At 40.1% G+C, this 22,228-nt stretch carries 19 protein-coding genes; 8 read left to right on the forward strand and 11 right to left on the reverse strand.

Going from position 1 to position 22,228, the window contains the following annotated elements; translation table 11 throughout:
* The first annotated feature begins 129 nt into the window (after window positions 1–129).
* Window positions 130–2,940, forward strand: coding sequence for a TolB family protein (locus tag HDF25_RS10585; protein ID WP_184624728.1), 2,811 nt, complete (start codon window positions 130–132; stop codon window positions 2,938–2,940).
* A gap of 4 nt (window positions 2,941–2,944) precedes the next feature.
* Window positions 2,945–3,235 (forward strand): LapA family protein, encoded by a 291-nt coding sequence (locus HDF25_RS10590; RefSeq protein ID WP_184624729.1) that lies wholly within the window; start codon window positions 2,945–2,947, stop codon window positions 3,233–3,235.
* On the opposite strand, the gene HDF25_RS10595 is transcribed toward HDF25_RS10590, so the two are convergent.
* From HDF25_RS10595 to ispE, 4 genes are read right to left on the reverse strand one after another with little or no spacing between them, the layout of a single operon-like run.
* Complete coding sequence (locus HDF25_RS10595) at window positions 3,232–4,191, reverse strand: MBL fold metallo-hydrolase (protein WP_184624730.1); 960 nt, start codon at window positions 4,189–4,191, stop codon at window positions 3,232–3,234. The two genes, HDF25_RS10590 and HDF25_RS10595, sit on opposite strands and share 4 nt — an antisense overlap.
* Window positions 4,192–4,248: 57 nt before the next feature.
* Window positions 4,249–5,415, reverse strand: a complete 1,167-nt coding sequence (locus HDF25_RS10600) for a trans-sulfuration enzyme family protein (protein WP_184624731.1) — start codon at window positions 5,413–5,415, stop codon at window positions 4,249–4,251.
* A 4-nt stretch (window positions 5,416–5,419) separates the two neighbouring features.
* Entirely contained in the window at window positions 5,420–5,836 is a 417-nt protein-coding gene (locus HDF25_RS10605) for an OsmC family protein (protein ID WP_184624732.1), read from the reverse strand.
* Between the two features lie 6 nt (window positions 5,837–5,842).
* A complete protein-coding gene (gene ispE / locus HDF25_RS10610; protein ID WP_184624733.1) occupies window positions 5,843–6,646 on the reverse strand; it encodes a 4-(cytidine 5'-diphospho)-2-C-methyl-D-erythritol kinase in 804 nt (267 codons plus the stop codon).
* Between the two features lie 126 nt (window positions 6,647–6,772).
* Between ispE and HDF25_RS10615 the strand changes: the two genes are divergently transcribed.
* The 5 genes from HDF25_RS10615 (at window position 6,773) to HDF25_RS10635 (ending at window position 13,618) form a co-directional block, all read left to right on the forward strand.
* Window positions 6,773–7,567 (forward strand): thymidylate synthase, encoded by a 795-nt coding sequence (locus HDF25_RS10615; RefSeq protein WP_184624734.1) that lies wholly within the window; start codon window positions 6,773–6,775, stop codon window positions 7,565–7,567.
* Window positions 7,564–8,049 (forward strand): dihydrofolate reductase, encoded by a 486-nt coding sequence (locus tag HDF25_RS10620; RefSeq protein WP_184624735.1) that lies wholly within the window; start codon window positions 7,564–7,566, stop codon window positions 8,047–8,049. The genes HDF25_RS10615 and HDF25_RS10620 overlap by 4 nt, the downstream gene beginning before the upstream one ends.
* 112 nt (window positions 8,050–8,161) lie before the next feature.
* Window positions 8,162–11,104 carry a protein translocase subunit SecDF gene (secDF, locus tag HDF25_RS10625; protein ID WP_184624736.1) on the forward strand — a complete coding sequence of 981 codons (2,943 nt, stop codon included), beginning with the start codon at window positions 8,162–8,164 and terminating at the stop codon, window positions 11,102–11,104.
* Window positions 11,105–11,287: 183 nt separating this feature from the next.
* On the forward strand, window positions 11,288–12,643 hold the full coding sequence (locus HDF25_RS10630) for an alpha-L-fucosidase (protein ID WP_184624737.1): 1,356 nt from the start codon (window positions 11,288–11,290) through the stop codon (window positions 12,641–12,643).
* Between the two features lie 111 nt (window positions 12,644–12,754).
* On the forward strand, window positions 12,755–13,618 hold the full coding sequence (locus tag HDF25_RS10635) for a hydroxymethylglutaryl-CoA lyase (RefSeq protein WP_184624738.1): 864 nt from the start codon (window positions 12,755–12,757) through the stop codon (window positions 13,616–13,618).
* Here HDF25_RS10635 and HDF25_RS10640 read toward each other — a convergent pair.
* The gene (locus HDF25_RS10640) at window positions 13,608–14,030 is read right to left on the reverse strand and encodes a GNAT family N-acetyltransferase (RefSeq protein WP_184624739.1); all 423 of its coding nucleotides are present in this window, start codon (window positions 14,028–14,030) and stop codon (window positions 13,608–13,610) included. The genes HDF25_RS10635 and HDF25_RS10640 overlap by 11 nt on opposite strands.
* A gap of 142 nt (window positions 14,031–14,172) precedes the next feature.
* Entirely contained in the window at window positions 14,173–15,252 is a 1,080-nt protein-coding gene (gene fbaA / locus HDF25_RS10645) for a class II fructose-bisphosphate aldolase (RefSeq protein WP_184624740.1), read from the reverse strand.
* A 252-nt stretch (window positions 15,253–15,504) separates the two neighbouring features.
* On the opposite strand from fbaA, the gene accD reads away from it, so the two are divergent.
* Window positions 15,505–16,350 (forward strand): acetyl-CoA carboxylase, carboxyltransferase subunit beta, encoded by an 846-nt coding sequence (gene accD, locus HDF25_RS10650; RefSeq protein WP_184624741.1) that lies wholly within the window; start codon window positions 15,505–15,507, stop codon window positions 16,348–16,350.
* A 76-nt stretch (window positions 16,351–16,426) separates the two neighbouring features.
* On the opposite strand, the gene HDF25_RS10655 is transcribed toward accD, so the two are convergent.
* From HDF25_RS10655 to HDF25_RS10675, 5 genes are all read right to left on the reverse strand, one after another.
* Window positions 16,427–17,074, reverse strand: coding sequence for an outer membrane beta-barrel protein (locus HDF25_RS10655; RefSeq protein ID WP_184624742.1), 648 nt, complete (start codon window positions 17,072–17,074; stop codon window positions 16,427–16,429).
* An 11-nt stretch (window positions 17,075–17,085) separates the two neighbouring features.
* Window positions 17,086–17,739: an outer membrane beta-barrel protein gene (locus HDF25_RS10660; protein ID WP_184624743.1), complete on the reverse strand. Its 654-nt coding sequence runs from the start codon at window positions 17,737–17,739 to the stop codon at window positions 17,086–17,088.
* A 198-nt stretch (window positions 17,740–17,937) separates the two neighbouring features.
* Window positions 17,938–20,229 (reverse strand): GH92 family glycosyl hydrolase, encoded by a 2,292-nt coding sequence (locus HDF25_RS10665; RefSeq protein ID WP_260409356.1) that lies wholly within the window; start codon window positions 20,227–20,229, stop codon window positions 17,938–17,940.
* Window positions 20,230–20,479: 250 nt separating this feature from the next.
* Window positions 20,480–21,013, reverse strand: coding sequence for a GNAT family N-acetyltransferase (locus HDF25_RS10670; RefSeq protein WP_184624744.1), 534 nt, complete (start codon window positions 21,011–21,013; stop codon window positions 20,480–20,482).
* A 65-nt stretch (window positions 21,014–21,078) separates the two neighbouring features.
* A complete protein-coding gene (locus tag HDF25_RS10675; protein WP_184624745.1) occupies window positions 21,079–22,227 on the reverse strand; it encodes a cysteine desulfurase family protein in 1,149 nt (382 codons plus the stop codon).
* Between the last annotated feature and the right edge of the window lies 1 nt (window position 22,228).

Raw genomic sequence — 22,228 nt, forward strand, 5'->3', positions numbered from 1 at the left:
AAAAATGTAAAAACTAAAAACATAAATTACTACACATCAATCATTTGATATTCAATACATAATTTAACAAAACACATAAAACAGAATTAAAATTCTTTAAAAAACTAATTATTTTAGTAACACAAAATAATGCGGCATATAAAAACCAATAAAACACTTATAATCAGAATATTACTATTAATAAGTTCAATTTTTATCACAGATAAATCATATGCACAGCTTTTTGGTGGGGAACAGAACCCGCTTAGTGTAAACTGGCGGCAGATCAATACCTCCGGCTTCAAGATTATTTACCCTGTCGAACTGGAAACTGAAGCACAGCGGATGGCCAATAATATCCGTTATATCTTCCCGATGGTGGGCCGCAGCCTGAACGTCCGGAAAACCACTATCCCCATTATTTTTCAGAACCAGGGAGTCATTGCAAATGGCTTTGTTCAGCTAGGCCCAAAGAAGTCAGAATTCAATACTACCCCACCCCAGTCTTTCGACAGTCAGGACTGGCTGAATAACCTCGCTGTACATGAACTGCGCCATGCTGCACAGTTCGATAAACTAACCAGCGGAAGACCTTATCCTTTTCCTGAGGACGTCTATTTTGCCTGGATGGGTGTGAGTATCCCGCTATGGTTTTTTGAAGGAGATGCAGTATCTAACGAAACCTCTCTTACCCATGCCGGCCGTGGTCGTCAGCCCAGCTGGATTATGCCATACCGGACGATCCTGCTCAAAGGAAAAACCATGTCTTACAGCAAGGCTAATTTCGGCTCACAGAAAGATGTGACTACGGGTTATTATCAGCTGGGCTACCTGATGGCTTCTGATATCCGGGAGACTAATGGAAAATTCGTTTTTGACAGCCTGCTCACAGATATCAAAAAACGACCGGTACGCCTCTATCCATTTGCAGGAAGTCTTAAAAAGTTCACTGGAAAAACGGGTAAGGAATGGTATGGTGCAATGACTGAAAAAGTAAAGCAGGCCTGGAAAAAACAAGCTGACCTGAGTCCGGCTGCCACTTACCCGGTATTGAACCGTGAAGCAACCTATGCTACTGATTACTTCCTTCCGGTAAAGCTGAAAGATGGAAAAATCCTGGCCCTCAAACAGAGCAAAGCTGAAGCCCCGGCTTTTACCCTGATCGGTGAAGACAAAAAGGAACACCGGGTATTGGGGATCGGCCAGCAGGAACAGCCCTGGTTCAGTTATGCAAATGACCTGGTGGTCTGGGATGAAATCAGATACGACCCCAGGTTCCAGCAAAGGACTTACAGTGTAGTCTGCAGTTATAATCTCCGGACCGGAAATGTTAATCAACTGAGCACCAGGTCCAGAATCTTCTCCCCTACCCTCTCTGCCGATGGCTCCAAGATCGCGGCAGTACAGATTGACTTCAGCAACAAGGTACAACTGATTGTCATGGATGCAGCAAGCGGAAAAATCATCCGTACTTACCCAAATCCTGAGAACTTGCTGATCCAAACACCGGCCTTCAATAAAACCGGTTCGGTGATCACCTATATCAGCGTGACCGAAAAAGGAAAAGCACTCTGGACAGTAGATACGAATGGTAAAACAGAGAAACTGATCAGTGAAACTCCGCAGCAGCTGAGCAGGCCGGTATTCATCAACTCAGGAATCGCATTTAACGCCCACTACAACGGAATTAACAATATTTACAACGTAGATGTCATCTCTAAAAAAATAAGCGCTCTGAGCGCTTCAGAATACGGCGCCGCCAATCCATCTGTGATTAACGGAACAGATAGTCTTTTATTCAACAATTACAACCTATATGGTTATGAAATTGCAAAGACCGGGATCAGCTACCAGAAAACTGGTGAAGACAACTTTGTCTTTTTTGGTGCAGCAGCAGCGAAACAGGAAAATACAGGAAACGTGTTTGACAACATCCCGGACAGCAGCTTCGTTTCCAAACCTTATCACAAATTCGGACACCTGCTGAATGTACATAGCGTCATCCCGGTGATTCAGGATGAGTACAGTGGGGGGCTTCAGTTAAAGGCAGACAACCTGTTAAACACTTTTGATGCCTATGCAGGAGTAAATTATCATCGCGACCTGGGTCGTTTTGATTATAATGCCGGTGCAAGTTTCAAAGGACTCTACCCTATTTTCAATGTGAACTACATCAACCGCCCGCGGAGAACTTTTTACAACATGGGTAAAATGACCAGGCAGGGTGACTGGAGAGAAAACTATGTCCAGCTTCAGGCGGTAGTCCCTGTTAGCCTGAGCGCACAAAATGACAATTACAATTTTTCTGTCAACGCAGGAACGAGTTACACCAAAAGATATGACGCGGTAAACCTGCCCTCCAATTTCATTACTTCGCTCAGCTTTCCGCTAGAAACCGGTTTCACTTTTACCCATACGATCAGTACAGCAGAACGGGATATAGCTCCCCGCTGGGCACAAGTTCTCAAAATCAGTTACCTGAGCCAGCCCTTTGATCCAAAATTGAGTGGTAATTTATTTGCAGCACAAGGGTTCTTCTATTTTCCTGGTCTGGCCAGAAACCACACCTTCCTTGCCAACTTCAATTACCAGAATGCTTCGGGAATCCGCACCTATGATAACGAGATCAATACAGTTTACGGCTACAATAATATCCTGGCAAAAAGCAGTCTTAAAAATACCTTACTGCTAAACTATCGTTTTCCGATTTTTTATCCGGATGCTGAACTCGGACCACTGGCCTATATCAGAAATGTCTGGGGCGGGGTATTCTGCGGTTATGAAAACCTGGGCTCAGACAGTAACCTTTCACAGCCTAAAACATATGGATTTGAACTGCATGGCAATATGAACCTGCTCCGTTACTCTCCAAATGTTGATTTAGGTACAAGATTTGTGCTGGTCAACCCGGAATACCACCATAATCCTATCTTTGAATTAATTGTTAACTATACTTTCTAGGCTCATGCGTACCAAAACTATCCTGATTATCATTCTCACTGTACTGATCACTATTTTCCTGATGATGAATACAGACGCAGTTGAATTCGATTTTATAATTTTCAAAGCACAGATTTCAAAATTGCTGGTCGTAGGTGTATGTACTTTTGCAGGTTTTCTGCTGGGCTACTGGGTAGGCCGTCCGAAAACTGTAGTTTCTACCTATGACAGAAATGAGGATGAGATTACACCGGTCAGTCCTCCCTCAGTTCCAAAAGGCACCCTGAGTGACGAAGACAGGGATTACATCAGCTAAAGTTCAAACACATCCTCAAAACTGGCAATATGAAATCCGTTTTTCAGTACGGTTTTCGTTTGTGAACTTTCAGGGTTCAGCAATGGATTGGTATGGTTAAGATGGATAAAATAGATTTTATCTTTCTCCTTTGCGGGAAGGTCTTTAAATAACTCCATACTTTCTACCACCAGAGGATGGGGGATTTCGCTGATTGGGCGGTTATTCATTTCAGCAGCACTGTAAAAAGTGGCATCGATAAAAGCATAATCTACTTTCCCGATCTCCTCCACAATGTTTTTATTCCATTTTGACCATTTATCAATATCCGGGATAAACAGTACTTTTTTATGAGGCCCTTCGATCAGGTAACCTACTGTTTCAGAGAATTCATCGCGGTGCGGAACCTTAAATGCCTTTACTTTGATCTGGGAAGAAAGGACATTGACCTGCTCGTCCTGTATAGGTCTGATGCTGATATTATTCAAACTAACCAGCTGACTCCATGGCCCGTTATGCTCTAAAAAGCTTTTCATTTTTGGCATGGCATAAACAGGTACCTGTTTAGCATTCATAGCCTCCCTGCCCAGGTACATCAGCCCTGCATAATGACCAATATGGGCATGAGTAAGAAAAATCCCATCCGGCACTTCTTTACTACTGAACTCGGAAGCTTTTTTCAGTTTCTTAAACTGGAACGGAAGATTGGGTGTAGCATCAAACAACCAGTTCATCTTATTTTCAGGATCAATCACACCTAATGAAGATACCATCCTTGTCGGATCGGGGTGTTCAAACAGTTCCTTACAGCAGTCTTTGGTACAACCAATATGTGGCGATCCCCCATCCTGTACATTCCCCAGCACAATCAGAGAAGGGACAACAATTTTTAATTTAGACTGGGGATGGATGATCGATTGTCCTTTTAGCTGAACAGCACACAAAGACAATAACAGTAAAACAGCTGATGATTTCATAGGTCTCCATTAAAAAAGGGTGTCCTTTACGAACACCCTCCGATAAATATTTTGTTTTTAAGCTAAAGCCTGCTCGATATCGCCAATAATATCATTGATATGTTCCAGTCCTATAGAAAGACGGACAGTTCCCTGCTCAATACCAACCTGCAATCTTTCTTCTTCAGTCAGTTTAGCATGTGTACTTGTTGCCGGATGTGTAGCAATAGAACGGGTATCTCCAAGGTTTGCTGAAATAGAGAACATTTTCAGCTTATCCATAAAACTACCTGCTGCCTTTACACCACCGTTTATGGTCAGGGTCACAATACCGCCACCCAGCTTCATTTGTTTTTTAGCAATATCATATTGCGGATGTGATGGTAAAAAAGGATATCTCACCTGTTTCACTTTAGGATGTGCTTCCAGGAACTCAGCCACCTTCAAAGCACTTTCACAATGTCTGTCCATACGGACAGCAAGTGTTTCCAGACTCTTAGATAGTATCCATGCGTTAAACGGTGACATCGCCGGCCCGCTGTGTCTGGCAAAACCTTCAATTTGTCTGATCAGTTTATCAGATCCTAAAATCACACCGCCTAAAGTACGTCCCTGGCCATCGATAAATTTCGTAGCAGAGTGTATAGACAAATCAGCACCGTATTTTAGCGGCTGCTGTAAATAAGGAGTTGCAAAACAGTTATCCACAACCAGCAGGATATTATGTTTTTTAGCCAGTTGCCCTATCCATTCCAGATCAATAATATCAATTCCCGGATTGGAAGGTGTTTCTACAAAGATGATTTTTGTATTGGGCTGAATACCATTTTCCCATTGCTCTTTTTTATCCAGATCGGCATAAGTATAGGAAATATTCCATTTAGGAAATATTCCGTTCAGCAACTGATGGGACGAACCAAAAACAGAGCGGCTCGATAAAATATGATCTCCTGCCCCCAAAAAAGTAGCGAAAGTCGTGAAAATCGCAGCCATACCAGTTGCTGTTACCCAACCTGTTTCTGCACCTTCCAGTGCGGCCATCTTTTCGATCAGCTCTGAAGTATTAGGATTTGCATAACGACTGTAAACATTACCTTCTTTCTCATTGGCAAACAATGCCCGCATTTCCTCAGCATCGTCAAATTTATAACTGGATGTTAAGTACAAGGGTACTGAATGTTCTTTATACTGGCTGCGTTCTGTTTGTAAACGAATGGCCAGGGTTTCAAAATTATCTTCCTGCATGATATTAATTATGGATAGTGTACGAAAAGTTTATAGTCGCCGAACGGCCAAGTATATTTGAAACTGAGCAGTATTTTTCAAAGGTCAGTGCCAGCGCACGCTCTACCTTCTGCTCATTTAATGCCCCATAAAGGTTAAAATGAATGTTAATCACATCGAATATCGGTGGTACTTCTTCATCTTTACGCGTAGCCTTAATGTTAATTTTGATATCATCCAGGGGCTCCTTTTGTTTAGTTAAAACATTAACCACATCAATTCCGCTACAGCCTCCCAGGCCGACCAGTAACATTTCCATTGGCCTGAACCCTTTACCTTCTCCGCCAATCTTTGGATTTGCATCCAGTTCGACTTTGATCCCTCCCGAATTTTCGGCTTCAAAATTAAATTTATCGTTCTTACGTATTAAGTTGATTTCCATGACTCACTATATATTGTAAAATACCTTGTTATCTTTTTCCAGTTGTGGTAAAATTACGGCCTGTTCAAACAATGCGAAAACACTTGAACCGCTGCCACTCATTAATGCAAATGTAGCACCCGCGTGATAAAGCTGATCTTTTATTTGAGAAATTTCAGGATATTTACAGAAAACTGGCTTTTCAAAGTCATTTTTCAGGTACTTATTCCACTCATTTACAGGAAGTTTGATTAACTCTTTCAACCCTGTCTCAGGAAAAGCAGGCTGAATCCCACCATAAGCTTCAGCAGTAGAAACATGGACAGGTGGTTTAACCAGAACTATAAAATAACCGGACAGATCTAAATCCAGATCCGTAAACTGGTCTCCCCTGCCTGTAGCAAACACAGGTTTATCCCTGATAAAAAAAGCACAATCTGCCCCCAGCGTAGCCGCATAGGCCTCCATTGCTGAAATGGATAAACCTAAACGAAACTTATCATTTAATAATTTAATCAGAAAAGCGCCATCGGCAGAGCCCCCCCCCAATCCTGCGCCAACAGGAATATGTTTCAGTAGGGTAATCTGCTGAGCCGGTAAATCGAAATCATGTTGAAGAAGCCTGTAAGCCCGCAAACAAATATTATCGGTCATATCACCAGGAATATCAATTCCCCTGACCAGACAGCTGGTTTCTGCTGCGTCAGTAATTTCTAAGCTGTCATAGAGCTTTACCGGATAAAAAACTGTTTCCAGATTATGATATCCGTCAGCCCTCTTCTCAATAACATTTAAGCCAAGATTTATTTTGGCATTGGCGAATGCGAGCATTGTCGTATTTTAAAGGATTGAACAGCAAACTTACAAAAGGCGAGAATAATCCCTTCTATTATATTCATCTATTTTTTAATATATTTTGTTTTAGTTTTGTACTTTACGCGAATATTATCCTCTATCATGAAACAATATCTGGATTTAATGCAATACGTGCTGGACCATGGGGCACAGAAACACGACAGGACGGGAACAGGGACCATCAGTACATTTGGCTATCAGATGCGTTTCAACCTCCAGGAAGGTTTTCCTATGGTGACCACCAAAAAATTACACCTGAAATCGATTATCCACGAACTCATCTGGTTTTTGAGCGGTGACACGAATATCAAATATCTGAAAGACAATAATGTCAGGATATGGGATGAATGGGCAGACGAAAACGGTGACTTAGGCCCTGTTTATGGTTCTCAATGGCGTTCATGGCCTACTCCCGACGGAAGACATATCGATCAGATCAGCAATATCATTAACACCATCAAAACCAATCCGGATTCAAGAAGGATTATGGTTTCTGCCTGGAATGTAGCTGATATTGATCAGATGGCACTTCCTCCATGTCATGCCCTTTTTCAGTTTTATGTAGCCAACGGCAAATTAAGCTGTCAGCTTTATCAGCGCAGTGCCGATATATTTTTAGGTGTACCTTTTAATATAGCATCTTATGCACTGTTAACCATGATGGTGGCACAGGTATGTGATCTGGAATACGGCGAATTTATCCATACCCTGGGTGATGCACATTTATATAATAACCATATTGAACAGGCAAAACTGCAATTAAGCAGGGATACCAAAACGCTACCGGTCATGGAAATCAATCCCGATGTCAAAGACATCTTCAGTTTCAAATTTGAAGACTTCAGTCTGAAAAATTACGAACCACATCCGCACATTAAAGGAATTGTTGCCGTATGATCATCTCTATCATTGTAGCCATTGCCGAAGATCATGGCATAGGAAAAGATAATCAACTGCTATGGCACCTGCCTGCTGATCTGAAACATTTTAAAAATACAACCAGCGGCCATACTGTTATCATGGGCCGTAAGACATTTGATTCGGTAGGCAAGCCATTGCCCAACCGCCGCAATATTGTAATCACCCGCTCAGCATCCCTCGGGATACCGGGCGTTGAAGTTGTGAACACGCTGGAAGCTGCAATAGCACTATGTGATCAGAACGAAGAGGTGTTTATCGTAGGGGGTGCCGAAATTTATAAAATGGCAATGAATATAACGGATAAGATCTATCTGACGGTTGTCAAAGGCAATTTCGACGCTGATACTTTCTTTCCGGCGATAGATCCGGATATATGGAAAGAAGAAAGCAGCATCAGTCATGAGCCAGACGAAAAAAACACAAGAGGTTACACATTTTCAACCCTTGTTCGTAAATAGTTTCAAATACCCAATAAATATTATATAAGGCTGACTATTAATTAAAAAATTAATTAGATTTGCCGACTTGTTGAAAAAAATATACAGCATAGACAAATAATTACAAACAAAAATGCAAGGTAAAGGTTTCATTAAATTTATGGCAATACTTCTAGGTATTGTCTGCGTGTATTCCCTCTCGTTCAATTTCGTTACGTCGAAGGTAGAAAAAGACGCTAAAGCGTATGCTAAAGGCGATCTGGCTAAGGAAAAAGCTTATTTAGACTCCATGTCAACTGTTCCGGTTTATCCGGTATTCGGTTTTGATTATCAATTCTGTAAAGGAAAAGAAATCAACCTGGGTCTTGACCTTAAAGGCGGTATGAACGTAACGATGGAAATTTCGTTAGGTGAGTTAGTAAAATCTTTAGCTAACCATACAGATGATGCTAATTTTAACAAAGCATTGGCTACAGCACAAACTCAGCTGAATGCAGGTGGCAAAGATTTCATCAGTTTGTTTGTCAATGAATTTGAAAAAATCAGCCCGAATGTAAAACTTGCAGATTATTTCTCTAATCAGGATAATGCGCAGCAGTTAAAAGCTAACGCAAGCAATGCTGATGTTAAAAGTTATTTATCAAAAGAAGCAACTAGCGCAATCGACCGTTCATTTATCATTATCAGAAGTCGTATCGACGGATTTGGTGTGGTAAGTCCAAACATGCAGAAACAAGAAGGTACTAACCGTATCCTGATTGAGATGCCAGGTGTTCAGGATAAAGAAAGGGTTCATAAATTATTACAAGGTTCTGCAGAATTACAATTCTGGCAGGTGTATCAAAATGAAGAGGTTTACTCTATCATGGAGAACATCAACAAAACTCTTGCCTCTACTTTAAAAGATACTACTGCAACAACAGTAGTAAAAGATACAGCAGCAAAAGGTAAAAGTGCTTTAGCTAACCTGGCTAAAAAATCAAACTCTAAAGATTCTGCTGATTTAAAAACTGCAGCACTTTCGAAGTCTAACCCATTATTCGCAGTATTAAACATTCCTACTTATAACAATGAAAAAGGACAGCCTTCATTACGTCCTGGACCAACTGTAGGATGGGTTGCTCAAAAAGATACAGCCAAAGTAAATGCTTACTTCCATACACCAGAAGTAAAAGCCATCATTCCTCAGAGCTTCAAATTCATGTGGAGCGTAAGACCAATGGCTGGTACTAAAATTTTCGAATTGTATGCGATCAAATCTGTTTCTCCAGATGGAAAACCTGATTTAGGTGGTGAAGCCATCAGCGATGCCCGTCATGATTACGATCAGAAAGGTAAACCTGAAGTAACGATGTACATGACTGGCGAAGGTGCTCAGAAATGGAAAAAAATTACTGCAGAAGCTTCAGCAGATCCAAACAACAAAAAATCAATCGCTATCGTTCTGGACAACGCAGTTTACTCTGCTCCTACAGTTCAGAATGAAATTCCTAACGGTATCTCTTCAATCACTGGTAACTTTACAGTGAATGAAACACAGGATTTAGCAAACATTTTAAAAGCAGGTAAATTACCAGCTCCGGCACGTATCGTTGGAGAATTTGTGGTTGGTCCTTCTTTAGGAGAAGCTGCAATCCACAATGGTCTGATGTCATTCGTTCTTGCATTTATCGTGATCCTGGTATTTATGGCCTTGTATTACAACAAAGCAGGATGGGTAGCTAACCTTGCCTTAGTGATCAACTTATTGTTCATCATGGGTACCCTGGTTTCACTGGGTGCTGTACTGACTTTACCTGGTATCGCTGGTATTATCCTGGTAATCGGTTTATCGGTGGATGCAAACATCCTGATCTTCGAACGTGTAAGAGAGGAACTGAACCACGGTAAATCAACTGCTGTTTCAATTAAAGAAGGTTTCAAACATGCAATGCCTTCTATCATTGACTCAAACGTGACCGTATTAATCCTGGGTGTTATTCTTTACGTTTTTGGTAGCGGTCCGGTTCAGGGTTTCGCAACTACTTTATGTATCGGTATCTTATCTTCATTGTTCTGTGCGGTATTAATCTCCCGTTTAGTGTTTGATTCATTACTGAACAAAAACGCTAATATCACTTTCGGTAACAAAGCAACGATCCACGCTTTCAAAAACATTGCATTCAACTTTGTTGGACGCAGAAAGATCTACTATACAATTTCTTCAATCATCATTATCTTAGGTATCATTTTCTACTTCAAAAACGGTGGATTAAGATTAGGTATTGACTTTAAAGGAGGAAGAACTTACATCGTTCATTTCGATAAAGGAATGAATACTGAAGATGTAAAAGCGAAATTAGCTCCGAACTTCCAGAATGAAGAGATCCAGGTTAAAACTGCTGGTGCTGACAATGAATTAAAAATCACTACTACTTATCATATCACTGACCAGAATGCTGGTGCTGATAAAATTGTAGAAGATGCACTGAGAGCCGGTTTATCTAAAACAGGTGCAAAATATACTATTGAAAGTAACCAGAAGGTAGGGCCAATTATTGCAAGTGACCTTGTTTACAGTGCATACGGAGCTATCTTATTCTCATGTCTGCTGATGTTTGTTTACATCATCGTCAGGTTCAAGAAACTAAACTATGGTTTAGGTGCGGTTATCGCATTATTCCATGACGTGTTACTGGTATTATCATTCTATACTATCCTGGATGGTGTTTTACCATTCTCTTTAGAGATTGGTCAGGATTTCATCGCTGCGATCTTAACGGTTATGTCTTACACAATGACTGAAACAGTAGTTGTATTTGACCGTATCCGTGAGAAATTAGCTGAAGCTGGTAAAGACGATTTATATGGTGAAGAGCGTAATACTTTAATCAACTTCGCACTGAACAGTACATTAAGTCGTACGATCTTAACCTCATTAACTGTATTCTTCGTATTACTGGTAGTATTCATCTTTGGTGGAGAAAGTATCCGTGGATTTATCTTCGCCTTATTAATTGGTCGTGTAATCGGTACATACTCATCATTATGTATCTCTACCCCAATCGTAATTGACTTAGGTAAAAAACACAAATAGTAAATACAGAATTCTTTTTTTAAAAGAGGATGCTTAACAGCATCCTCTTTTTTTATGCCCTCTCTCCCAGCCCGGTACCACAAAAAAGCTAATGATTAAGCTAATTTCCTTTAATCATTTCAGCACAGACTTCTTTTCTTTTGTATTAAAGCTAAATCAGTTTACCAAATCTAAACCAGAACCATGATATCAAAAAAACTACAGCTGTCAGTACTGCTCTGTCTGTTCCTCTTACAAGGGGTTCACGCACAAAAAATGATCGGTAACGAAACGCCGGAACAGAAGGAAAAACGAATGGAATGGTGGACACAGGATCGTTTCGGAATGTTTATCCATTGGGGACTTTATGCCCAGCCGGCAAGACATGAATGGGTGAAAAGTTACGAAGGATTGTCTAATGAGCAATACCAGAAATACTTCGATGAGTTTAATCCAGATCATTTTGAACCTAAAAAATGGGCTAAACAAGCTAAAGCCGCTGGGATGAAATATGCCGTATTAACTACTAAACACCATGAAGGCTTCTGTCTTTTTGACTCTAAGTTCACCGATTATAAAGCAACCAATACCGGGGCCAAAAGGGACCTGGTCAAAGAATATGTAGATGCGTTCAGGGCCGAAGGTATCAAAGTTGGTTTTTATTATTCATTACTGGACTGGCATCATCCCGATTACACCATGGATGAAAATCATCCGCTGACCAAAAAGGACAAAAGTGATGCAGCCTACGCCCGTTTAAACAAAGGTCGTGACATGGCTAAATACAGACAGTACATGCGTAACCAGATTACTGAGCTCCTCACTAAATATGGTAAAATAGATATCTTGTGGCTTGACTTCTCTTTTCCTAAACCTAATGGAAGAGGAAAAGGAAAAGATGACTGGGCCTCGGTTGAACTGCTGAAAATGATCAGAAAACTGCAGCCTGGTATTATTGTCGATAACAGACTGGATCTGGATGAATATAAAGACGGAGCAGATTTTGTAACACCTGAACAGGTGGGAACTGCAGAGCTTGCCAAGTACAAAGGCAAAACATGGGAAACCTGTCAGACATTCTCCGGTTCATGGGGTTATTACCGCGATGAAAATACCTGGAAAACTCACAAACAGTTACTTGACCTGCTGATCACTTCGGTGAGTAACGGCGGTAACCTGATCCTGAATGTCGGTCCTACAGCCAGAGGAGAATTTGATCACAGAGCGACCAGTGCACTGGACAGCCTGAGCCAGTGGATGCATGCCAATGACAAATCCATTTATAATTGCACTTATGCACCGGATAGCTATCGTGTACCACAAAACACGAAATTAACCTATAACCCCAAAACTAAACGGTTATATGTTCACCTGTATGAATATCCTGCTGATGGGAAACTGATTTTACCAGGGTACAATAACAAAATTAAATATGCCCAGTTCCTGAATGATAGTTCCGAATTAATTTACAAACCATCGGGAGGTGATGATCTTGTAGTCAGCTTACCGGTTAAAAAACCAGGTTTTACCATTCCGGTTGTTGAACTGGTACTTCAATAGATAAAATCATATCAATGTATAAAAGCGCAGATTTCCAACAGAGAGATCTGCGCTTTTTCTATTATTTTGTATTTTTACCTACATTGAGTCACACACCGTGTATAACCAGATATGAACCAGAAAGCTATTAAACTAATTGAATGTCCCAGAGATGCTATGCAGGGCATTCATGATTTTATCCCAACCAACTTAAAAGCAGCTTACATCAATCTGCTGTTGCAGGTTGGCTTTGACACTATAGATTTTGGAAGTTTCGTCTCTGCAAAGGCTATTCCTCAGTTAACCGATACGCGGGAAGTGTTAGCACAATTAGACCTCAATAATACCAAAAGTAAGTTGTTGGCTATTGTAGCCAATCTTCGTGGTGCTGAAAATGCAATGGCTTTTCCGGAAATCAATTATGTAGGTTTCCCCTTCTCGATCTCCGAGACCTTTCAGCAAAGAAATACCAATTCCAGTATCAAAGACTCTCTGGCTACTGTTGAACAAATGCTGGAACTTTGTGATAAACATCAAAAGACTGCTGTGGTTTATTTATCAATGGGCTTTGGAAATCCTTACGGAGATGATTACAACACAGAAATCGTGGAGCAGTGGGCATCTGCACTGGTAGACAGAGGAACTCAGATCCTTTCCCTTTCGGACACCACCGGTGTATCCACACCCGAAAAAATTAAAGAATTACTTCCTTTACTGATCCGCAGCTTTCCATCTACAGAAATAGGTCTTCATTTACACAGCACTCCGGAGACCCGTAACGAAAAAATAGAGGCTGCTTACGTTGCAGGGTGCAGACGTTTTGACAGTGCCTTAAAAGGATTTGGAGGCTGCCCTATGGCTGCCGATGACCTGACCGGTAATCTGGCTACAGAAGGATTAATTGCTTATCTGGAAGAAAAGGGAGAAATGCTGAACCTGAATATGGATAAATGGCACCAGGCTATGCTCATGTCAGCTAAAGTATTTACTTTTTAACCATCCGGAAGTGTTTCATACCGGCTTCTTCAAATTCTTCTCCTTCGATAGCAAATCCGAATTTCGCATATAAACTAACAGCATCTGACTGTGCGTTCAGATAGATATTCTCTGTATTATAAGGAATATCATCCAGGGCAGCGGCAACCAATGCCTGCCCTACTCTTTTACCTCTGTATTCCTTTAAAACTGCAAAACGCTCCAGCTTATACCCTTTATCAGTTTTACGCCAGCGGCAGGCACCACAGGGTTGATTATCCATTAATGCCAGAAAATGAGTAGAAACGTCCTCATTCTCCAGTTCCAGTTCCGGTGGACAACCCTGCTCCTCGACAAATACCTTCCTGCGGACTGCCAATGCACTTTCCAGTTCTTCCTTTGTCCTGATTTTATTTACCTGAAGTAGTTCCATGGCTATTGGGTTTATTTACTGAGAACAATAAAGACACATTTCTTGTTTGAGAAACCATATAAATGTGACATAGAATTTACCTGCAAAAAAAAAGCATTCCCGGATTAACCCGGAAATGCTTTTCTCAGTCAGTAATTATGATCTATAATTTATCACTTGCATTCTTGCAGTTCAAATCTTCAAAAGCCTGAGTTAAACGTTTAACAAATGCTTCTTCACCTTTGCGTAACCATACACGTGGGTCATAATATTTCTTGTTTGGTTTATCTTCTCCATCAGGATTTCCAATCTGTCCCTGAAGATAAGCTTCATTCGCTTTGTAATAATCCAGTACACCTTCCCATAATGCCCATTGCATATCAGTATCAATGTTCATTTTGATTGCTCCATAAGAGATAGCCTCTCTGATCTCTTCCTGAGAAGAACCAGATCCGCCGTGGAATACAAAGTTGATTGGTTTTTCAGCCGTCAAACCAAATTTCTCTTTCACAAACTCCTGAGAGTTTTTAAGAATTACCGGTTGCAGTTTAACATTACCTGGTTTATAAACACCATGTACGTTACCGAAAGCTGCTGCTACAGTAAATTTATCACTTACCTTGCTCAGTTCCTCATAAGCATAAGCTACTTCAGAAGGCTGAGTATATAATTTAGAGCTATCTACATCGCTGTTATCCACACCATCTTCTTCACCACCGGTTACACCCAGCTCGATTTCGATAGTCATGCCCATTTTAGCCATACGGGCTAAATATTTAGCAGAGATTTCCATGTTTTCTTCAATCGGTTCTTCAGAAAGATCCAGCATGTGTGAAGAGAACAATGGTTTACCATGCTCAGCAAAGAATTTTTCTCCGTGATCTAACAGACCGTCAATCCATGGCAATAATTTTTTAGCTGCATGGTCAGTATGTAATACTACTGCAACACCGTAATGTTCTGCTAATAAATGAACATGTTTTGCCGCAGATACTGCACCCAATACACACGCATTTAAGTTATCATTGTTTAATGTCTTACCTGCATAAAACTGTGCACCACCATTTGACAACTGGATCATCACTGGTGAATTCACCGCTTTAGCAGTTTCCATAACCGCATTAATCGTATTTGTTCCGGTAACATTAACTGCAGGAAGTGCAAACTGATGTTTTTTAGCCTGCTCAAATAATTCCTGAACGGCATCTCCGTAAATTACGCCTTTATAGCCTTTTAAACTCATTGTTATTAGATTTTGTATATGCCGAAGTTAGGAAAAATATCAGCCTGGGCAAATCTAAATGCTGTATTATTTTAGCGAAGAATCCGTTTTTTCGCCTCAACATCACACTCTATCCGAAAAAAAATTGGCGATTTTACAGCTAAAATGAGCTGTAATCAAATTATTTGATGAATTTTAAACAGCCCCCGAATCTAGGTTAAGCTGTTCTGATTTTTTTTCGTTTCTTTGTACTCGCATTTTTCAACGAATAACATGGCTTGGTTTAAGAGAGAAAAAAAAGGTATCAGTACGCTGACAGAAGAAAAGAAAGAAGCGCCGGATGGCTTATGGAACAAGTGTCCTAATTGCAAAAAAGCATTACACAGCGCAGATCTGATCGAAAATAAATACGTTTGTCATTATTGTGATTATCATTTAAGGGTAGGTTCGAAAGAATATTTCCAGGTATTATTTGATAACAATGAGTTTAAGGAGCTTTTTGCAGACCTGACCTCGGGAGATCCACTGCACTTTGTTGACAGCAAACCTTATACAGAACGTTTGGTTGATACGATGACAAAAACGGGTCTTAAAGACGCTATCCGTTCGGCCGTTGGTAAAATCGAAGGAGAAGACCTGGTGATTGCCTGTATGGATTTTAACTTCATCGGCGGATCAATGGGTTCGGTAGTAGGTGAAAAGATTGCAAGATCTATCGATTATAGCATAAAACATAAAATTCCGTTCCTGATGATTTCCAAATCAGGAGGTGCCAGAATGATGGAAGCCGCATTCTCACTAATGCAAATGGCTAAAACTTCGGCTAAATTAGCCCTGCTTAACCAGGCTAAAATACCTTATATTTCATTATTGACTGACCCGACTACTGGTGGGGTAACTGCATCTTATGCAATGCTGGGTGATATTAACATAGCAGAACCAGGTGCACTGATCGGATTTGCAGGCCCAAGGGTAATTAAAGAAACTATCAAAAAAGATTTACCGAAAGGTTTTCAGACTGCAGAATTTGTACAGGAACATGGTTTCCTTGACTTTATTGTAGACCGCAGAGCGATGAAAGCTAAATTAGCTACATTTATCAAAATGGTGAAGAACTAAAGATTAATCTATACAAGGAAATCCCCTGTAGAAACATCAGTTTCACAGGGGATTTTTTGTGGTGTTCAGTGCCGGATTAAAAATAAAACTGAACACCTAAATGAGGGGTAAAAAAGTTAGCTCCAAGATCAAAACTCCTGAAATGTACTTCACTTACCTCATTCTTATTTGGATCTGGAGGATATTTACCATTACCCTTTCTATACTGGAACCCCGTAAATGATAGTTCAATTCCAATTTTTCTGGATGGGAATATGGCAAATCCCGGAGATAAACTTACATCATAAACCCGGTTCTTCAATCTATCTGTTATTGGATTGCCAGACTCATCAGTATATTTAGATTGTTGCATATCTATAGATCCTGATAGTTGGCTGAAAAATTTAATCTCAGGGGTCAGCCCGATATAGTATCTTCCAAATGTGCTGATACTGAAATTATTCGATTTTATAGCAGGTGTCCAGGTAGGATATCCTGGATATAATTTCGCCGGATCGTTATGATGTAAATATCCTATTCCACCACCAATAGCCAGGTTATCCGCGATGAAATACCCAACATTTGGCATTACATTAATAAAGGTCGATTTTTTTTGGGAATAGGATGACTTTGCAGAACGGAACCAAATGGCTCCGCCTAAAAGCATTTTTCCTTTCTCCGTCTGAGCTGTACAGCTGGCTGATATTGCTAATGAAGCAACAAGAACGAATAGTATCTTTTTCATTTTTATATTAATTAAAAATGAAACTGAATACCTATCCTTGGCGCAAAGAAACTTGCACCGAGACTAAAAGCATGATTCTCGTCGGTATCAGGGTTTATCGCTGATGTATTTTTCGTCTTATTCCAGAAATAAGCAAGGCCATCAATTGATAACTGTATACCTATCCTCTTTGTTGGAAAATAAGCCAGTCCCGGCTCTACCTGAACTCCTATAGAAGAAGTATTTACTTTTGACATGGGAATAGCTGGTGATCCTATAAGATCATTATCGTAAATTATCTTTGAATTCCCCCACTCCACAGGTATTGAAAGCTGACTAAAAAACTTAAATTTTTCACTGATGTTCACGTAATAACGAGCATAAGGACTGATCTGAAAATTATCAGCATTTTGCCTTGCAGACATATTGCCAGATAAATTTGAAGAATTATTACCTCTTGAATTTGAATAACCAATCCCCAGCCCTAAAGCCAGGTTATTTTTCACAAAATAACCGATACTTGGAAGTAAAGTCAGTTTTGTAGTTTCATCAATGTGGTCACTATAATCAAATTTGGTATTGGAATACCCTATTGTCCCACCAACAATAGTTTTACCTTTTTCAGTTTGGGCATGAGCTGCCAGCGCGACAACGCATAGCGCTGCCATTGTTAAAATTTTCTTCATACTTTGGTTTCATTTGTGTATGTCAATAATAAACATATAAAACCGAAAAACAACCTTATTGTTAATTAATTTTAACTCAAAACACATTAATTAAACACACATTACATTAAACAAAAAAAAGCCTGATATTTCCCTGTCAAAGGAAACCATCAGGCTTTATCCGCTCTCCGATCAACCGGGAGCTATTATTTATTTTATTTATTTCTCTGTAGACATAGAATAAGGAAATGATGAATCCGCTATACCTCTTTGTTTATTTGGGGTTGAGGTCATGTTGAAATCAAGTGTAGCCCCTTTCATTAACTCTGAATGACTTAACCAGTTTTTCTGGTAATCTTTTCCATTATATTTTAAAGAGTTGATATACTTGTTCTCGACACTGTTCGCAGCAGCATTAATTACTACCTGTTTTCCATTTTCAAGGTTCAATGTTACCTTTTTGAATAATGGCGCGCCCATCACATACTGATCTGTAGCAGGCGTAACAGGGTAAAAGCCCATCGCCGAGAAAACATACCAGGCAGAAGTCTGTCCGTTATCCTCATCTCCGCAATAGCCATCAGGAGTAGCCTTATACATCCTATTCATGGTCTCTCTTACCCAATATTGTGCTTTCCAGGGTTGTCCTGCATAATTGTATAAATAAATCATGTGCTGTATCGGTTGGTTACCATGTGCATACTGTCCCATATTGGCAATCTGCATCTCTCTGATTTCATGAATCACAGAACCATAATAACTTGCATCAAAAACCGGAGGCATAGTAAATACAGAATCCAGTTTGGTCACAAACTTATCCTTGCCACCCATCAGACCTACCAGTCCGTTTATATCCTGGAAAACTGACCAGGAATAATGCCAGCTGTTACCTTCAGTAAAGGCATCTCCCCATTTAAAGGGATTGAAAGGCGACTGAAAGGAACCATCTTTATTCTTGCCGCGCATCAAACCAGTAGACGGATCAAAAATATGCTTATAATTCATCGCTCTTTGCTTATAAATATCAATTTCAGCAGCAGGTTTTTTCAACGCTCTTCCCAATTGATAAATAGTAAAGTCATCATAAGCATATTCCAGTGTTCTGGCAGCGTTCTCATTGAGTTTTACATCATAAGGTACATACCCGAGCTCGTTGTAATATTTAACGCCTGCTCTTCCTACAGCCTCATTCGGTCCTTCATTATTTGCACCGTGTTTAAGCGCTTCAAATAACTTTTCAATATCATAACCGCGAAGACCTTTAATATAAGCATCAGCCACAACTGAGGCCGAATTATTACCTATCATACAATTGGCATAACCAGGACTTGACCATTCCGGCAACCATCCGCCTTCTTTATAATCATTAACCAGGCCTTCCTGCATCTCTTTGTTAATAGAAGGATATACCAGGTTCAGAAACGGATACAATGCCCTGAAAGTATCCCAGAATCCAGTACCAGCGAACATATAACCCGGCATTGTTTTCCCGTTAAAAGGACTCCAGTGAACAATCTGATTATTGGCATCAATTTCATATAACTTGTTCGGGAAAAACAAAGTGCGGTATAAACTCGAATAGAAGGTACGTGTCTGATCAACCGTTCCGCCTTCGACATTAATTTTATTTAAAGTCTTATTCCATACTGCTCTTGATTTTTGTGCAGTGGCTTCAAAAGTATCATTTGCCAGTTCTCTCTTTAAACTCAGATCAGCCTGTTCTATACTGATAAAAGAGGAAGCTACTTTCATATTTACCTTCTCCCCTTTTTCAGTCCTGAAACCAACTATAGCACCGGAGTGATCGCTTTTCAGCTCCAGTGTATCTTTCGCCAGGCTGTTACCATGCCAGGTATTGGCCGAAACAAAAGGTTTATCAAAATAGATGACAAAATAGTTTTTGAAATTTGCCGGCAGGGGGCCACTGGCATAACGCGTACTATAACCTATAATTTTCCGCTCTTTAGGAATTACTTTGATATAAGATCCCTTATCAAAAGCATCTACAACAACATAGGAACTATCAGATTTAGGAAAGGTAAAACGAAACTGTGCAGCCCTTTCTGTAGGTGTGATCTCTGTAGTCACATCGGCGTCAGCCAGGTACACACTATAATAGTATGGCTTTACTACTTCTGCCTTATGTGAAAACCAACTTGCCCGCTCATCCTGGTTAAATTTCATTTTACCGGTGACAGGCATAACAGAAAACTGCCCATAGTCATTCATCCAGGGAGAGGGCTGGTGCGTTTGTTTAAATCCTCTTATTTTATCAGCATCATAAGTATAGGCCCATCCATCACCCATTTTACCGGTCTGAGGTGTCCAGAAGTTCATCCCCCATGGTACAGCAATAGCAGGATAAGTATTACCATTAGACAGACTGGGTTTACTTGCTGTCCCCATTAACGGATTAATCCAGTCTACAGGATCGGTTACTTTACCTGCCTGTTGTGCCAGTACCGGCAAAGCAGCAGAAATCAATAACGCTGATAAGAAACGTTTCATCATTTGTTTGTGTGGTTTATAATTATAGATAATAAGCTCAGCTACTGAATAAAAGTATAATCGATTTAGCATTTAAATAAATACCGATTATTCAGTTCATTCAAAATCAAATATATCATCTAATGTAATGGAGAAAACGTTCAGACACAAATTAATCCTGTAATATTTACACGATTAAAAATGTTACCAGAGCCCCTTAAACTAAAAACCCCGGTTCAGGTTATGAATCGGGGTTTTTTCATTTTTTTCTCATTCAGCTCACAGGATGATATAAATATACCTGTTTTTTAACCAGTCGAATAATTTCACTGAAATACAACTCCTCTCTTTCCTTCGCATTTGTCATTAACACAAGCGCGTAGGACACATCCCTGTCCCGGTAAGAAGGCTGTAGATAATCAAAAGGCAAACAATTCATTCCCAGTCTTTCATAAAAACCGATCCTTCGTATAGCATCACCAGATGACGGGGGTTCAACTTCCAGTAGTAATTTTCTGGCCTTCATAAAATCCTGCATTACCCTTTCTCCATATTTTCTTCCTCTGTTGGCTGGGTCAATAGCAAAATGTTCAATAAAACACCAGTCTCCAAAAATCCAGCTTATGATAAAACCAATAGCTTTTTCTTCCACTTTAATTACCTGGAAACACATTTCCGGAACTTTACCGATCATTTTCAACAGTTGCGTCCAATCCCTTCTTTCCTCCAGAGGGAAGGCTGAATGATACAATTCATGAACAAATGGTAAATGCGGGTCGTTAATATTTTCTATAGCCAGGTATTGCATAAGCGGGGGCTTAATATAAAAAAAGCTCCAACCAGGGTCGGAGCTTTTCCTTTATAAATAATTTATTATACAGCGATATTCTGCTCTACAATATGTTTTACTTTTTCAATGACGTAATCTATTTCCTCTTTTGTATTGTATTTACTGAAAGAGAATCTAACAGAAGGACGGTTAGGATCTGTTCCGATAGCCGTCAGCACATGGGATCCGATATTCGATCCTGAAGAACAAGCACTTCCGCCCGAAGCAGAAATACCGTTAATATCCAGGTTAAACAATAACATATCAGACATTTCCATAGCAGGGAAAGAAACATTCAGTACCGTATACAAACTTTTTTCAGGATTTGTCTCTCCGTTAAAAGTAATTGCAGGAATTTCAGCAGTCAGTTTGTCTTTCATATAGGTCTTCAGTTCCTGTATATAAGCCTGGTGTTCAGCCATGTGCGCATAAGCCAGTTCAAGCGCTTTAGCCAGACCAACAATACCATACACATTTTCAGTGCCCCCACGCATATTACGCTCCTGGGCACCTCCAAAAATCATCGGACTGATCTTTACGTTATGATTCACAAATAAAAAGCCTACTCCCTTCGGACCATGCAGTTTATGTGCAGCACAAACGATAAAATGAGCTTTCAGCTTTCTGACATCATGCACATAATGGCCCATAGTCTGCACTGTATCACAGTGATAAATAGCATCATAACGTTCACAGATATCACCTATCCTCTCCATATCCGATAAAGTGGACAGCTCATTATTGGCATGCATTAACGAAACAAAAGAACGCGGGTTCTCTTTTAAAAGTTCTTCCAGATGTGCATAGTCTATGTTACCTTTTGCATCAATATTAACAAAACTCAGTTTATCTATAACCCCATCCTTCAATAAAGAACCCAGCGTATGTTCTACCGCATGATGTTCAATTTTTGAAGTAATTGCATGTTTAATTCCAAAAGCGGCTATACCACAACGGATAGCTGTATTATCAGCCTCCGTACCACCTGAAGTGAAAAATATCTCGGCAGGGGTTGCATTTAATAATCCAGCAACAGTCTTACGGGCCTTTTCAATTAATGTACGCACCTCCCGGCCCTGCGCATGAATTGAAGACGGATTACCATAATAATTCTCCATCACATTAATCATTTCGGCCATTACCTCTTTATCAAGAGGAGTTGTTGCTGCATTATCTAAATAGATCCTGTTCATC

Origin of the sequence: Pedobacter cryoconitis (assembly GCF_014207135.1) — a bacterium.
In the GTDB taxonomy this organism is placed as follows: Bacteria; Bacteroidota; Bacteroidia; order Sphingobacteriales; family Sphingobacteriaceae; genus Pedobacter; species Pedobacter cryoconitis_D.

What these genes read in the sequence shown, in the direction of transcription:
- HDF25_RS10640 (WP_184624739.1), bottom strand. Translation starts at nt 14,030, where the DNA reads ATGGAACTACTTCAGGTAAATAAAATCAGGACAAAGGAAGAACTGGAA.
- HDF25_RS10615 (WP_184624734.1), top strand. Translation starts at nt 6,773, where the DNA reads ATGAAACAATATCTGGATTTAATGCAATACGTGCTGGACCATGGGGCA.
- HDF25_RS10590 (WP_184624729.1), top strand. Translation starts at nt 2,945, where the DNA reads ATGCGTACCAAAACTATCCTGATTATCATTCTCACTGTACTGATCACT.
- HDF25_RS10585 (WP_184624728.1), top strand. Translation starts at nt 130, where the DNA reads ATGCGGCATATAAAAACCAATAAAACACTTATAATCAGAATATTACTA.
- ispE (WP_184624733.1), bottom strand. Translation starts at nt 6,646, where the DNA reads ATGCTCGCATTCGCCAATGCCAAAATAAATCTTGGCTTAAATGTTATT.
- secDF (WP_184624736.1), top strand. Translation starts at nt 8,162, where the DNA reads ATGCAAGGTAAAGGTTTCATTAAATTTATGGCAATACTTCTAGGTATT.
- HDF25_RS10660 (WP_184624743.1), bottom strand. Translation starts at nt 17,739, where the DNA reads ATGAAGAAAATTTTAACAATGGCAGCGCTATGCGTTGTCGCGCTGGCA.
- HDF25_RS10675 (WP_184624745.1), bottom strand. Translation starts at nt 22,227, where the DNA reads ATGAACAGGATCTATTTAGATAATGCAGCAACAACTCCTCTTGATAAA.
- HDF25_RS10655 (WP_184624742.1), bottom strand. Translation starts at nt 17,074, where the DNA reads ATGAAAAAGATACTATTCGTTCTTGTTGCTTCATTAGCAATATCAGCC.
- accD (WP_184624741.1), top strand. Translation starts at nt 15,505, where the DNA reads ATGGCTTGGTTTAAGAGAGAAAAAAAAGGTATCAGTACGCTGACAGAA.
- HDF25_RS10665 (WP_260409356.1), bottom strand. Translation starts at nt 20,229, where the DNA reads ATGATGAAACGTTTCTTATCAGCGTTATTGATTTCTGCTGCTTTGCCG.
- HDF25_RS10630 (WP_184624737.1), top strand. Translation starts at nt 11,288, where the DNA reads ATGATATCAAAAAAACTACAGCTGTCAGTACTGCTCTGTCTGTTCCTC.
- HDF25_RS10635 (WP_184624738.1), top strand. Translation starts at nt 12,755, where the DNA reads ATGAACCAGAAAGCTATTAAACTAATTGAATGTCCCAGAGATGCTATG.
- HDF25_RS10605 (WP_184624732.1), bottom strand. Translation starts at nt 5,836, where the DNA reads ATGGAAATCAACTTAATACGTAAGAACGATAAATTTAATTTTGAAGCC.
- HDF25_RS10600 (WP_184624731.1), bottom strand. Translation starts at nt 5,415, where the DNA reads ATGCAGGAAGATAATTTTGAAACCCTGGCCATTCGTTTACAAACAGAA.
- HDF25_RS10670 (WP_184624744.1), bottom strand. Translation starts at nt 21,013, where the DNA reads ATGCAATACCTGGCTATAGAAAATATTAACGACCCGCATTTACCATTT.
- HDF25_RS10620 (WP_184624735.1), top strand. Translation starts at nt 7,564, where the DNA reads ATGATCATCTCTATCATTGTAGCCATTGCCGAAGATCATGGCATAGGA.
- fbaA (WP_184624740.1), bottom strand. Translation starts at nt 15,252, where the DNA reads ATGAGTTTAAAAGGCTATAAAGGCGTAATTTACGGAGATGCCGTTCAG.
- HDF25_RS10595 (WP_184624730.1), bottom strand. Translation starts at nt 4,191, where the DNA reads ATGAAATCATCAGCTGTTTTACTGTTATTGTCTTTGTGTGCTGTTCAG.